This is a genomic window from Vibrio sonorensis (assembly GCF_001854765.1).
GTDB classification, from domain to species: domain Bacteria; phylum Pseudomonadota; class Gammaproteobacteria; order Enterobacterales; family Vibrionaceae; genus Vibrio; species Vibrio sonorensis.
Genome location: NZ_LJJE01000030.1, coordinates 1 through 12,885, shown reverse-complemented (window position 1 = coordinate 12,885; position 12,885 = coordinate 1). Strand labels below are relative to the sequence as shown.

At 44.7% G+C, this 12,885-nt stretch carries 7 protein-coding genes, 3 pseudogenes and 1 riboswitch; of the genes and pseudogenes, 4 read left to right on the top strand and 6 right to left on the bottom strand.

What is annotated here, in order from left to right; genetic code table 11:
* The first annotated feature begins 1 nt into the window (after nt 1).
* Nucleotides 2-705, top strand: a pseudogene (gene thiQ / locus BLO31_RS05560) (thiamine ABC transporter ATP-binding protein).
* Between the two features lie 44 nt (nt 706-749).
* On the opposite strand, the gene yjgA reads toward thiQ, so the two are convergent.
* Nucleotides 750-1,277 carry a ribosome biogenesis factor YjgA gene (yjgA, locus tag BLO31_RS05555; RefSeq protein ID WP_070963331.1) on the bottom strand — a complete coding sequence of 176 codons (528 nt, stop codon included), beginning with the start codon at nt 1,275-1,277 and terminating at the stop codon, nt 750-752.
* Between the two features lie 118 nt (nt 1,278-1,395).
* Here yjgA and pmbA point away from each other — a divergent pair, with 118 nt between their 5' ends.
* Nucleotides 1,396-2,739, top strand: coding sequence for a metalloprotease PmbA (pmbA, locus tag BLO31_RS05550; RefSeq protein WP_070963329.1), 1,344 nt, complete (start codon nt 1,396-1,398; stop codon nt 2,737-2,739).
* A 50-nt stretch (nt 2,740-2,789) separates the two neighbouring features.
* Here pmbA and lysC read toward each other — a convergent pair.
* Nucleotides 2,790-4,138 (bottom strand): annotated as a pseudogene (gene lysC / locus BLO31_RS05545) (lysine-sensitive aspartokinase 3).
* A 106-nt stretch (nt 4,139-4,244) separates the two neighbouring features.
* Nucleotides 4,245-4,423: riboswitch (Lysine riboswitch) on the bottom strand.
* A gap of 215 nt (nt 4,424-4,638) precedes the next feature.
* Between lysC and BLO31_RS05535 the strand changes: the two are divergent.
* Complete coding sequence (locus tag BLO31_RS05535; protein ID WP_070963325.1) at nt 4,639-5,757, top strand: pyridoxal-phosphate-dependent aminotransferase family protein; 1,119 nt, start codon at nt 4,639-4,641, stop codon at nt 5,755-5,757.
* On the opposite strand, the gene BLO31_RS05530 is transcribed toward BLO31_RS05535, so the two are convergent.
* The 4 genes from BLO31_RS05530 to BLO31_RS05515 form a co-directional block, all read right to left on the bottom strand.
* Nucleotides 5,754-7,544 (bottom strand): PglL family O-oligosaccharyltransferase, encoded by a 1,791-nt coding sequence (locus BLO31_RS05530; RefSeq protein WP_070963323.1) that lies wholly within the window; start codon nt 7,542-7,544, stop codon nt 5,754-5,756. The genes BLO31_RS05535 and BLO31_RS05530 overlap by 4 nt on opposite strands.
* Before the next feature lie 62 nt (nt 7,545-7,606).
* Nucleotides 7,607-10,429, bottom strand: a complete 2,823-nt coding sequence (uvrA, locus tag BLO31_RS05525) for an excinuclease ABC subunit UvrA (protein WP_070963321.1) — start codon at nt 10,427-10,429, stop codon at nt 7,607-7,609.
* A gap of 126 nt (nt 10,430-10,555) precedes the next feature.
* Entirely contained in the window at nt 10,556-11,431 is an 876-nt protein-coding gene (gene galU, locus BLO31_RS05520; RefSeq protein ID WP_070963319.1) for a UTP--glucose-1-phosphate uridylyltransferase GalU, read from the bottom strand.
* A gap of 108 nt (nt 11,432-11,539) precedes the next feature.
* Nucleotides 11,540-12,187: a LuxR C-terminal-related transcriptional regulator gene (locus BLO31_RS05515; RefSeq protein WP_070963317.1), complete on the bottom strand. Its 648-nt coding sequence runs from the start codon at nt 12,185-12,187 to the stop codon at nt 11,540-11,542.
* Nucleotides 12,188-12,437: 250 nt separating this feature from the next.
* Here BLO31_RS05515 and BLO31_RS05510 point away from each other — a divergent pair.
* Nucleotides 12,438-12,885, top strand: a pseudogene (locus BLO31_RS05510) (single-stranded DNA-binding protein); the annotation flags it as partial.

The window sequence follows — 12,885 nt, the reverse complement described above, 5'->3', positions numbered from 1 at the left end:
TATGTTAGACGTAAAAAAGGTCGTTTATACCTACCAGAACGAAAGCTTCTATTTTAACTTGTCGATAGAACAGGGCACTATTCTCGCTTTGATGGGCCTAGTGGGGCGGGAAAATCCACGCTATTGGCTTTAGTGGCTGGTTTTATTGAGCCGGAAGAGGGAAGCATCGAAGCAAATGGTCTGCCTGTTGTGGGTTTACATCCAAGCCAACGTCCTTTTGCCATGTTGTTTCAAGAGCACAACCTGTTTGCTCATTTAACCGTAAAAGAGAATATTGCGCTGGGATTAAAACCAAGGTTAAAGCTGTCTGATGATGAAACTAAACTTGTTGTTAATGCTGCAAAGCAAGTTGGCTTAGAGGATATGCTAGACAGGCTACCCGAACATCTATCTGGTGGGCAAAAGCAAAGAGTCGCCTTGGCGCGTTGTTTTGTTCAGCCACATTCAATTTGGCTGTTAGATGAGCCCTTCTCAGCTTTAGATCCAGTGCTAAGAGAAGAGATGCTCAATCTTGTTAAAAAGCTAGCCGACGAAAGGTCGATTACAGTGGTTATGGTTACCCACCATTTAAGTGACGCCAAGGGGATTGCGACAGACTTTGCTTTTATGGCTAATGGCAAAGTGGAAGCGTATCAGCCGATCGAGCTTTTATCTGCAAATCATCAAAACCCCAAGCTGGCTGATTTTGTTAGGGCGGGTGAATAAAAAGCTTGGCGATCGCCAAGCTTTATCGATAGAGGAGATTGAAATTAATACTCTTCGTCATTCAACTCTTTAATGATCTGAAAGATCTCTCTATACGCTTTTGCAGGTTTTCCCGCTTTTTTCTCTTTCACTGCTTGTCTTGCCAACTGGCGAAGACGCTGACGGTCTGCGTGTGGGTAAAGTTCTAAAACGTCAGCGATAGCGGTATCGCCTTCTTCAACAACACGATCGCGCAACTGTTCTAATTTGTGCAATACCGCCGTGGCTTGAGAGTGTTTATTGCGAACCTTATCCAATGCTTGTTGAAGTGGTTCAGCATCTTGATGTCGCATCAATTTTCCAATGTATTGGAGCTGACGACGACGAGCTTCGTTTTTAAAGCGCTGAGCGTCTTTGATTGCATCGTATAACTCTTCGCTCAACGGAAATTTTTCTAGCACATTTGGCTTTAGCGCTACTAGCTCTTCGCCAAGCTTTTGCAACTCTTCCATATCGCGCTTCATTTCCGTCTTACTTACCCAGATGATCTCTTCTTCTGGTTCCCATGGCGCTTTTTGGTTTTTACGTGCCATCTTTGTCTGCCTATATCACTATCTCACAACTAATATTGGCCTATTTTAACAAGAATCGTGGGGAGAAAGCGAAATTCTTGATATCCTAATCTTAATTGCCCTCAATTTTGAATGAAATATGGACGTAAAACAGCAAGTCGCTCAGCAGAAGGTTGAGCTAGAAGACGCGGTTGCCAAAGCGCTGGATATGGCTTCTAAGCAATCCGATGCCGCAGAAGTTGCCATTACAAAATCAACTGGCTTAAGTGTGTCAACACGAATGTGCGAAGTTGAAAATGTGGAGTTTAACAGCGACGGGGCGCTTGGTATTACAGTTTATCGCGGTCAGCGCAAAGGCAGTGCCTCTACGTCTGATTTGAGTGAAAAAGCGATTGCTCAAACGGTGCAAGCAGCACTAGACATTGCTCAATATACTTCGGAAGATCCGTGTGCAGGACCTGCACCTAAAGAGTATTTGGTCAAAGAGATCCCAGACCTTGACCTTTTCCATCCAGACACTCCGGATCCTGATCACGCGGCTGAAATTGCCATTCGAGCAGAGCGAGAAGCGTTAAACTACAGCGATAAGATTAAGCAAAGTGATGGTGCTAGTTACGATAGCCATTACGGTATTAAAGTTTACGGCAATAGCCACGGTCTCTTGGCGAGTTACCCGTCTAGTCGTCATAGTACCAGTTGTTGTGTCATTGGCCTTGGCGACAACGGACAAATGGAGCGAGACTATAGCTACAGTGTTTCTCGTCGTGTTGAAGATTTGTGGACACCGGAAAAAATTGGTCTTAAAGCAGCCCAAAAAACAGTCGATAGATTAGACGCTGAAAAGCTTAAGACTGGCCAGTACCCAGTTATGTTCCACTCGGATGTGGCGACGGGTTTGATTGGTCATCTCGTCATGGCTATTAGCGGTGGTAATCTCTACCGAAAATCGACCTTTCTTTTGGATCTCCTAGGGCAGAGTATTTTACCTGATTGGTTCAACATTGAAGAGAAACCCCATGTTTTGAGAGGCTTGGCCTCTAGTCCGTTCGATAGCGAAGGTGTCCAAACTCAAGATCGCCAGATCATTACCGACGGTGTGTTATCGACGTACCTGTTGACCAGTTATTCGGCGAAAAAGCTAAATATGGACCCAACAGGTCACGCTGGTGGAATTCATAATTGGTATGTGCAATCGACGGGACAAAATCTCAAACAGATGCTCAATGAGTTAGGTACAGGTTTGTTAGTGACTGAGCTTATGGGGCAAGGTGTCAATGTTGTTACTGGCGACTACTCTCGCGGTGCGGCTGGATTTTGGGTTGAAAATGGTGAGCTCCAGTTCCCAGTCTCTGAAATTACCATTGCCGGTAATTTAAAAGATATGTTCAAACAAATTGTGGCGGTAGGAACGGACGTTGAAACCCGTTCTCAGATTCAAACCGGATCTATTCTTCTCGAGTCTATGAAGATTGCCGGCGAATAACCAAGTATGAAAAGAAAAAGGTTGGCCTATTGAGCCAACCTTTTTTTATGCTATTCGAATAACTCGGTGTGCAATTTTTGAATGGCAAGCCGTGCGACGGACTCCTCGACGAGGAAACACAGGTTGTGTGGGCTAGCTCCGTAACAGATCATTCTCAAATTGAAGTCTTCAAGAGTGCCAAATACTTGCTTCGCATATCCTTTGCTCTCACTCATATTGTTACCAATTAGCGCCACCAAGCAAAGGTTGTGCTCAACTTCAACACTACACAGCGTTTCTAACTCTGCTCTCGCAGCTTCTGGTAGCTGAGGCGCACCGCCAGAAGTGTCAGTTTGATCTAGAGTGAGAGAAACACTGATCTCCGACGTCGTAATTAGGTCGACGGAGATTTTGTACTTAGCAAGAATTTCAAATACTTTTGCTAAAAATCCGTATGCGTGGAACATCTTATCACTGCGCAAAGTAACCATTGTTTGGTTGCATCGAAGGGCCAGTGCTCGGAAAAGCGGTGAACTTCCCACTTGGTGACGAATCCATGTTCCGCCTTTTTCAGGCTCTTTGGATGATCCTACAAATACTGGGATGTCGTGGCGAAGAGCTGGGACTAATGTTGATGGGTGAAGAATCTTAGCACCGAAGTTGGCCATTTCAGAAGCTTCACTAAAGCTAATTTCTGGAATTGGAGATGCCAAAGGTGCAATGCGAGGGTCTGTTGTATAGATTCCAGGTACGTCAGTCCAGATTTCTAGGCCGCTTGCTTTTACGGCTTCTGCAATCAGTGCTGCACTGTAATCACTACCACCACGGCCTAAAGTCGTAGTGTTACCCGCCTCATCAGCTCCGACAAAGCCTTGAGTTATAACGACGTGATCTTGGCAAAGTGGTACAAGTTTTTCTTCGGCAAGACGACTGATCTCGTCTAATTGAGGCTCGCCTTTTCCGTAGTTGCTGTCGGTACGTAATACTTCGCGAATATCAAAGCGAACGGCATTAATACCTCTTTCTCTCATTAGCTGTGCAAGAATATGAGTGGACATTCGCTCGCCGCACGCCACCAAATGGTCGGTGAGCTTAGCACTTGATTGAATCGATGCTGCCTCGGCTAGGCTGGTGATTTTATCCAGCAACGCATAAACGCGAGTCGCGACTTCCGTTGGCTCTTTTAACTGGTTGAGAATACTGTCATGAATCTCGGCAAGCTTTGCTAATAGTTCGTTCTTGCGCTCTTGATCTTGGACGCCATTGGCAAGTTCTACCAATAGGTTAGTAACACCAGAACAAGCACTGCTCACCACTAGCTTAGTGTTTGGATTGGATTCGATTATTTCTGCACAGCGACTCATGCTTCAAAATTAGCCACACTGGTTCCGCCAAACTTAGCAACATTAAATGCGCTCACTACATTTCTCCCAAGACTTCCTGAATAAATATCGAGTTGGATTTCCAACATCCGTTGTTGAGAAGAGAGATTTAGAGCAAATGAGAGGTATAAAAATGATAGGTTTTACCTCAGAAGCTCTTCATCAGGCTGTGCTGATGACAGTTGATGGGATTCAACCCAAGTCAACCGGCAGTCCAAATCCGACACATTTGAACAACCTCGGCACTGCTCCCCCTGAGTATTTTGTGTTGGAGTTGCGGCTCCACAAAACACCTGCCTGGGCAGTGCTCCTCTTCTGCTTAAAGCCTACACATTGAACGTTTTTATGTGACCGATGTCAATCACAAATTTGTACTGCACCTTAGAACAGTAAAAGGGCTGCTATTATGGGTAAGTTAATATCGTGGTGACGACTGTGAAATCGGCTGATTTGAGCTCTAGACTTAGGGCTAATTGTTGACACTATGAAACTGCTTTAATTTAGTTACTATTCTAATAACACGTTGCCAGGAGAAGATATGAGTATCACCAGTTTTATTCCACCTAAACGAATACTTATGGGACCGGGGCCATCGGATATTTCCCCCCAAGTATTGCAGGCTCAGAGTCGTCCGACTGTCGGGCATCTTGATCCTCTGTTTATCGCTATGATGGACGAGCTCAAACAACTACTTAAATACGCTTTCCAAACCGAAAATGAATTCACTATTGCGATTTCAGCTCCGGGCAGTGCTGGTATGGAAGCGTGCTTCGTCAACTTGGTAGAGCCGGGAGATAAAGTCATCGTCTGTCGCAATGGTGTCTTTGGCGAGCGAATGAGAGAAAACGTTGTTCGCTCTGGCGGGGAAGCGATAGTTGTCGACGATGAATGGGGAAAACCAGTTAGTCTCGATAAAGTTGAACAAGCACTTGAGCTAAATCCAGATGCTAAAATTCTGGCGTTTGTTCACGCAGAAACCTCAACGGGTGCTTGCTCTGATGCTAGAGCTCTGGGGGCTCTAGCTAAGCAGCACAATGTACTCACTATTGTAGATACTGTGACTTCGTTAGGTGGGGTCCCACTTAAAGTTGACGAGTGGCAGTTAGATGCTGTGTATTCGGGTAGCCAAAAATGTTTATCATGTGTACCGGGTCTATCCCCCTTAACCTTTTCGTCAAATGCGATAGCAAAAATTCAAGCTCGTACCACTCCGGTACAAAGCTGGTTTTTAGATCAGAGTTTGGTTTTAGGGTATTGGAGTGGCGAAGGGAAGCGCAGTTATCATCACACTGCTCCGGTGAACAGTCTCTACGCCTTGCACGAAGCACTGTTAGTGTTGAAAAATGAAGGCTTAGAGTCATCATGGAAGAGGCATCAAGCGATGCACAACAAGTTGAAACAAGGGCTGCAAAAACTCGGTTTTGAATTTGTGGTGGATGAAGAGCATCGCCTGCCTCAACTCAATGCTGTCTATGTACCAGAGGGTATTGATGAAGCAGCAGTGCGCGCTCATCTTCTGACGACTTATAATCTTGAAGTAGGTGCCGGCTTAGGTGCTCTCGCGGGTAAAGCGTGGCGCATTGGTCTAATGGGGTATGGAGCGAGGGAAGAAAACGTTGCTCTTTGCCTTAAAGCTTTGGAAGAGTCCCTACTCTAATCATCACTTTCCAGCGGGGTGTCATATCCCGCTGACGCTTGCAGTGCCCCAACTGTTGGCGCTACGTACTCTATGTTAGAAAAATCGAGCTGAGGAAACAAAAACTCAGCTTCACTTCTTATTTGCTCTGCTCGCACATCATCACCAATTTCTTGATAAGCGAGGATGAGATTTGTGTACAAAGCTGGCCTAGGTTTTAGTGGGATTAAGGTGTGGGCCCAGTCAATAAATGGCTGGATCAAACTCGGGTCACCTTTGATAAGCCCCAGATTGAGATAACTGCTGTAAATATCCCAATTTAACCTGTCTTGCCAAGCTATCGGGTTGGACACTTCATTCAACCTATCTACGTTTTGTGTCGGGTTACGCTCAAATTGAGTGAGCAGGTAATTACTATGAAGGACGGTTGCCATATAGACACAAGTTAATATCGGTAATAGTAGACTGGTTGATCTAAATAGGGTTTGAGATATTTTGCTAAAGGAAGCGACTCGATAAGACGAGGCTCTCTGGTCTACCCAATAAAGCAGTATGATAAAGCTTATCCAGTGGATTGCCGAATGATAGAAAGGGTACTCAAGTTGACTGTGTATAAAGATAGGCAAAAACAGTGAGAACATTGCTAGTCGCGTCCCTTTTTTAGCCTGATAAAGGCGAGAGAGGACAAGAATGACAGCAAGCAGTATTGCCAGTAAAGGCAAGATCCCCCCTTCTACTGTCCAATAAAAAAGCTCGTTATGTGGATGATCTAGTGACGGTAAACCAGGTTTATAATTTTCGTTTAACTGATGTTGCCTTGCGGTGTAGACAAGGTACTCGGGTTCAAACCGTCCATAGCCATATCCAGTGAATGGCTTCTCGATAATCATATCCAAGGTTTGTGGGTAGGTATAAGAGCGGGGACTTTCTAAATGGGCTTTTTTGGCAAATAAAAGGTCAGAGCCGCCGATGCCGGTACTGACAACGCCGATACCTAGGCCAAGGCCAACAAAAACTAACGCTATCCAGCGAAAAAGTCGCCGTTTATTGGAAAAGCGAATGATATACGGTGTTAGTAATACGGTAGCGAGAGTAGCGCCTAGCCAACCTGTTCTTGAACTAATAATAACCAACAATGGCACGGTCAGAAGTGGCATACAGTAGAGAGTCAATACACTGGTGACATGGCGATATTTTACTGGGTGGCGGGTGAGTAAATAGCCGGACAGCACCAAACCAGTACCGAGAAAACTTGCCATTACATTGGGCTGCTGAAATATTCCATAGGGCCTGTTAACGTCAGTGTTGTAACCGAACCAGTTATCGGGTTGCAAAATGAGAAATTGCACCCACCCGTATATAGCTTGCAAGGCAACAGCCAGCAAGACAAACCACAACAGTCTTTGCTTCTGTTTGTTGCTAAATGGAAACTGTTGTAAAACCACAAACAGTAAAAAACCAGCCCACAGACCAGTTAATCTCGGTGCTGAATAATCTAAAAGAGCATTTGGAAATAGTGCGGGCACTGTCATTAACAAACAACTGATAAACAAGCCTATAGTGAGCTTGTTATAGTGTATTTGACCTTGGGTACCCATTTGATACAAACCGATTCCAAGCACTAAGCTTATTGCTGACCAAGTCGTGGCATTAAATGCTAATGACAAGCCTGCGCCACCGGGGTTAGGCATAAATACATGCATGGCAATGAGGTAGGTAAAGGCAATCGCCACGAGCAGAGACCGAGTTAGAGGGACTCTTGGGGCTTTGGGTGCTAATTGTGTTCCAGATACGTGAACGGTTGCCATTATCTCTACCTATAAAAACGGCTAGCAAAATACTTGCTAGCGACTTATCTTACTACTTTTTTCTAACCTAACATAGGCTTAAGGAAGCGTGCGGTATGTGAGCCTTCTACCTGTGATACATCTTCTGGTGTACCCTGAGCTACGATTTCTCCGCCTCCTTGGCCTCCTTCTGGGCCTAAGTCGATAATCCAGTCTGCTGTTTTCACAACGTCTAGATTGTGTTCGATGACTACTATGGTATTTCCGTGGTCACGAAGTCGGTGTAAAACAGTTAGCAATTGCTGAATATCGTGGAAGTGCAGGCCCGTCGTGGGCTCGTCGAGAATATAAAGGGTTTTTCCTGTATCTCTTTTTGACAGCTCTCTAGCTAATTTTACCCGCTGGGCTTCACCACCTGATAGCGTTGTGGCCGCTTGGCCTAATCGAATGTAGGAAAGTCCGACATCCATTAGAGTTTGCAGCTTTCTCGCGATCACTGGAACAGGATCAAAGAACTCGCGAGCATCTTCAACCGTCATTTCGAGAACTTCATCTATGGTTTTGCCTTTGTAACGCACTTCTAATGTTTCTCGATTGTATCGCTTTCCCTTACACACATCACAAGGGACGTAGACATCGGGCAGGAAGTGCATTTCGACCTTGATGACACCATCGCCCTGACAAGCTTCACAGCGGCCACCTCTCACGTTGAAGCTAAATCGTCCCGGTTTGTACCCTCTTGAGCGCGACTCTTGTGTACCGGCAAAAAGCTCTCGAATTGGAGTGAAAATACCAGTATAAGTGGCAGGGTTTGAGCGAGGTGTTCTGCCTATGGGGCTTTGGTCAATATCGATAACTTTATCGAAGTGTTCCAAGCCTTTAATGCTCTTATATTCCGCTGGAACTGCAGTTGTAGCTCCGTTTAATTGGGTGTGAGCAATTTTGTAGAAGGTGTCGTTGATCAGCGTGGATTTTCCCGAACCTGATACACCTGTAATACAACTGAACAAGCCGACGGGAATTTTTACGCTAACTTCTTTGAGGTTGTTACCCTTCGCTCCTTTTAACTCGACGACTTTTTTACTGTTGAACGGTGTTCGAGCTTTTGGTACTTCAATCTTTTTCGTACCACTTAAATATTGGCCAGTTAGAGACTCTGGAGTGTTGATGATCTCTTGCATGGTACCTTGAGCGACAACGGTTCCCCCGTGTACACCGGCTCCTGGGCCTATATCAATCACATGGTCAGCGCAGCGAATTGCATCTTCATCATGTTCGACTACTAATACTGTATTACCGAGATCGCGAAGGTGGTTAAGGGTATTTAATAGGCGCTCGTTATCGCGTTGATGAAGGCCAATCGACGGTTCATCCAGTACGTACATTACTCCTACTAGCCCTGCACCGATTTGGCTTGCCAGACGAATTCGCTGAGCTTCTCCGCCAGACAAGGTTTCTGCACTTCGCGACAAATTGAGATAGTTTAAGCCCACGTTGACTAAGAATTGAAGGCGGTCATTGATCTCCTTCATTACTTTCTCTGCGATTTTAGCTCTTTGGCCTTCTAGTTTTAGTTCTTCAAAGAACTTAAGGGCGTCGGCAATGCTCAGTTCAACAATTTCAGGTAGAGTTGTATCCTGAATAAACACATTGCGCGCTTCGATACGTAGGCGACTGCCATTACAACTACTACAGGTTTTAGTTGATATATACTTAGCTAATTCCTCACGGACGGAGTTAGATTCCGTATCTCGATACCTTCTTTCTAAGGTATTTAAAATGCCCTCAAAAGGGTGGCGTTTAACGCGGATATCGCCACGGTCATTAATGTATTTGAACTCAATTTCGGTTCTACCTGAGCCCTTTAAAATAATGTCCTGAATCTTCTTGGGTAGGCGATTGAAGGGCTGCTGAAGGTCAAAGCCGTAGTGCTCAGCCAACGAGGTGAGCATCTGAAAATAATAGTAGTTTTTTTGATCCCAGCCACGGATAGCCCCCTGTGCAAGGCTTAGGGTTTCGTCTTGTATAACGCGCTGCGGGTCAAAATACTGCTGTACGCCAAGTCCATCACAGGTAGAACAAGCCCCCGCAGGGTTGTTAAATGAAAATAGACGAGGCTCTAGTTCTTGCATACTGTAACCACAATGGGGACAGGCAAAGTTTGCTGAAAACACAATCTCTTCACCATCTCCATCCATAGGAGCAACGACAGCAATACCACCAGAGAGTTCTAAAGCCGTTTCAAAAGATTCGGCAAGGCGTTGCTGCAGGTCTTTTCTTACTTTAAAACGGTCGACGACGACCTCTATAGTGTGCTTTTTATGTAACTCCAGTGTTGGAGGATCGGAAAGGTCACAGGTTTCACCATCGATTCGAGCTCGAATAAAACCTTGAGCAGCGAGGTTTTCCAATGTTTTAACGTGCTCACCTTTGCGTTCTTTGACAATGGGAGCCAATAGCATCTGTTTATCGCCTTCGGGAAGGCTGAGTACCTTATCCACCATTTGACTTATGGTTTGAGCGGCAAGTGCTACGTGATGGTCGGGACAGCGTGGCTCGCCAACTCGTGCATAGAGAAGCCTCAGGTAATCATAGACTTCAGTAATGGTTCCCACCGTAGAACGCGGGTTGTGAGAAGTGGATTTTTGCTCAATCGATATGGCTGGAGAAAGACCTTCGATATGATCCACATCGGGCTTTTCCATTAGTGACAAAAACTGACGGGCATATGCGGACAAAGACTCAACGTAACGACGTTGACCTTCGGCATAAAGGGTATCAAAAGCCAGAGAAGATTTACCCGAACCAGATAAGCCAGTGATAACCGTAAGTTGGTCGCGGGGAATAGTAAGGTTTATGTTTTTTAAGTTATGTGTGCGTGCACCACGTACTTCTATTTTGTCCATCTTTTGTGCTCTTCTTGTCACTAGTGGAGCAAGTATTGCACAGAGATTCTCATCTTTAAAGAAAATACTGGACAAAAAAACAGTATAGAGCTAAGTGGCCTAGTTAAAGGCCACTTGGCTATATGTTTAATCGTCGGTTTTTACTGTCGACTTTTTATCGAGTTCTGATTTTTTCTGATCGTTTAGATATAAGTTCTCGTAGCAATAGTTGGTAGCTTGGATATAACCTTCTACACTTCCGCAATCAAAACGACGTCCTTTAAATTTGTAGGCTAAAACACATCCAGCTTTGGCTTGTTTTAAAAGTGCATCGGTAATTTGTATTTCCCCGCCTTTGCCCGGCTCGGTTTTTTCGATAAGCTCGAAGATATCTGGAGTCAAGATGTAGCGGCCGATAATCGCTAAGTTACTCGGTGCTGTTCCTGCTTCTGGCTTTTCAACCATATCATCGACTCGGTAGATATCGTCCTTGATCATCTCGCCAGAGATCACCCCGTATTTATGGGTCTCGTCTTCCGGTACCTCTTGAACTGCCACTATAGAGCAACGAAACTGTTTAAAAAGGGCGACCATCTGACTTAAAACGCCTTCTTGCTCATTCACGCACAGGTCATCTGCAAGCACAACAGCAAAAGGTTCATCTCCAACTAGTTCTTTCCCCGTTAAGATGGCATGGCCTAATCCCTTCATCTCTCTTTGTCGGATGTAGGTGAAGTTGGCAGACTCAATCATCTTTCGTATATCAACGAGTAGCTCTTCCTTATTTGTTCCACTAATTTGATGTTCAAGCTCGTAGTTTTTATCGAAATGATCCATGATCGAATGTTTTCCACGTCCCGTTACGATACACATTCCGTTCATTCCTGCTTGAATGGCTTCTTCTACACCATACTCAATAAGAGGTTTACTAACGACGGGCATCATCTCTTTTGGCATGGATTTCGTGGCAGGAAGAAATCGTGTTCCATAACCAGCAGCGGGAAACAGACACTTATTGATCATTACTAGTTCCTTATAATTAGATGTATCTCGTCTATTTTGAATAAACTATCACGGATGACCAATATCAATCATGTTTGTTACGTATTTAACGCCACTTTTTTATCATTTTTATGACATCATATGCTTGTTTGCCCATGCCGTTGCCTGAGTTCGATTTTTTACCGACAATTTTTTAAAAATTTGATAGAGGTGGGATTTAACCGTGTACTCGCTAATAAATAGATCATCGGCAATTTGATTGTTTGATGCACCAGTGCGCAAGCAGCGCAGAATTTGGATTTCTCGACTAGTCAAGTCGACGGCAGAATTGGTGTAGGGAACATGTGCATTATGTCGATAGTAGTGGATAAGTTGTGACATGACGTTTCTCGGCAAGCGATTCTGACCTTGAACGATTAACTGACAATCTTCAATCATTCCTTCAATACCATCATCGCGGTAAAAAGGTCCTTTTAAATGGCCTAATTCCAATAACTCACATGTGGTTAGACGATGGTCGACGTTAAAAACTATGGTTTCGAATATCTTATTGGTCAGAGGTAGCTGGTCTAGTTGACGTACGAGTTCTTTGTACTCTTGGTAATCAAACAGAAGAATTTTGTGCTTGTGCTCCTGCAAAGCCATCATGAGGTCTTCTGTTTCTATGCGAGGAACTGTAAATCGCAGTAAGCGTTGAAGTTCGTCGACGTCCTCTCTTACCACTGATTTGTCTTGAGAAAGAAAGTGGATAGTGCGTCGATAGATATTTTTGCCCATTGTAAACGTCCTCCAATCATAGAAATGTGCCCAAATGGCTGAAGTAATAGTCAGTTTTGGTCTTCTATGTTGATGAATCATCGACATTAATCTAGGTCGTTTTGTTTTCTGATCTAATAGTTAAATGCTCTGGACTTTTTCAAATACTCGAATCAAAACAGCGCGCTGAAGAATCAAATTTGTTGTTGCGATAAAGCGTGTTATCCTAGAGCGCTATTTTATTAATCCAACATTGTAGACGGAGCGAAACATGGCGAGCCGTGGAGTAAACAAAGTTATTTTAGTCGGTAACCTAGGTAATGATCCTGAGGTTCGTTATATGCCTAGTGGCGGTGCAGTGGCCAATATCACTGTCGCAACTTCAGAAAGCTGGAGAGACAAAAACACTGGTGAACAGCGTGAAAAAACAGAATGGCATCGAGTTGCTCTGTTTGGAAAACTTGCCGAAGTGGCGGGTGAGTACCTACGCAAGGGGTCTCAGGTTTACATCGAAGGGCAATTGCAAACTCGCAAGTGGCAAGACCAAAATGGTCAAGAGCGCTATACAACAGAAGTGGTTGTTCAAGGTTTTAACGGCGTAATGCAAATGTTGGGTGGTCGCAATGGCGGTGCACAACAAGGTCAGGGTATGTCTCAGCCGCAGCAAGGTGGATGGGGGACAGCCTCAACAGCCAGCTCCAGCAATGCAGCAACAGTCG

Bases quoted from the DNA above. Each gene is read 5' to 3' on its own strand.
- pmbA (WP_070963329.1), top strand. From the start codon at position 1,396: ATGGACGTAAAACAGCAAGTCGCTCAGCAGAAGGTTGAGCTAGAAGAC.
- BLO31_RS05535 (WP_070963325.1), top strand. From the start codon at position 4,639: ATGAGTATCACCAGTTTTATTCCACCTAAACGAATACTTATGGGACCG.
- yjgA (WP_070963331.1), bottom strand. From the start codon at position 1,277: ATGGCACGTAAAAACCAAAAAGCGCCATGGGAACCAGAAGAAGAGATC.
- BLO31_RS05530 (WP_070963323.1), bottom strand. From the start codon at position 7,544: ATGGCAACCGTTCACGTATCTGGAACACAATTAGCACCCAAAGCCCCA.
- BLO31_RS05515 (WP_070963317.1), bottom strand. From the start codon at position 12,187: ATGGGCAAAAATATCTATCGACGCACTATCCACTTTCTTTCTCAAGAC.
- galU (WP_070963319.1), bottom strand. From the start codon at position 11,431: ATGATCAATAAGTGTCTGTTTCCCGCTGCTGGTTATGGAACACGATTT.
- uvrA (WP_070963321.1), bottom strand. From the start codon at position 10,429: ATGGACAAAATAGAAGTACGTGGTGCACGCACACATAACTTAAAAAAC.